The organism is Pseudomonas brassicacearum, from assembly GCF_003732265.1.
GTDB classification, from domain to species: domain Bacteria; phylum Pseudomonadota; class Gammaproteobacteria; order Pseudomonadales; family Pseudomonadaceae; genus Aquipseudomonas; species Aquipseudomonas brassicacearum_D.
Map to the genome: position 1 here is coordinate 1 of NZ_MOBK01000074.1, position 435 is coordinate 435.

Below are 435 nucleotides of genomic sequence, written 5' to 3' on the forward strand. Positions count from 1 at the left end.
GTTCGATCTCTTCAATGACTCCGATATGGGCATAACCCCGGGCGCCACCGGAGCCCAGCACCAGTGCGACACGCTTTTTCATCAAACTTCCTCCCGACAAGGTTGCACAATGCACCCATCGCCGGGTCGGCTCAATCGCCGAAGTCGTTCAGTGCGTCAGTGACGTCGTTTTTTCGATACTGCATGACCCTTCGGCTATATCCTTCTCAGTTGCGCGGTTTCACCCGCCGGCGAGGCACTTTTTCGCAGCCAAGCCGTCTTACCTGCACGACTGTTGACCTATTTTGAGGTGTGAGTGATGAAAGCCTGGATCTGTGTGCCGTTGATGGCTCTGGTATTGGCCGGTTGCGCCGGTAAAACCGCTTACCGCGACAGCTGCGGCAGCCAGCTCGACGCGGCCTGGCATGAACTGGATCTGGCCAAGGCTGAAGGCTT

Annotated in this window: 1 protein-coding gene and 1 pseudogene; one reads left to right on the top strand and one right to left on the bottom strand. The window is 57.2% G+C overall.

Annotated elements, in window-relative coordinates:
- Positions 1–82 (bottom strand): hypothetical protein (locus BK660_RS33240; protein WP_259698549.1); only part of this gene is annotated, 82 nt, incomplete at its 3' end.
- 216 nt (positions 83–298) lie between these two features.
- Between BK660_RS33240 and BK660_RS33245 the strand changes: the two are divergent.
- Positions 299–435, top strand: a pseudogene (locus BK660_RS33245) (hypothetical protein); the annotation flags it as partial.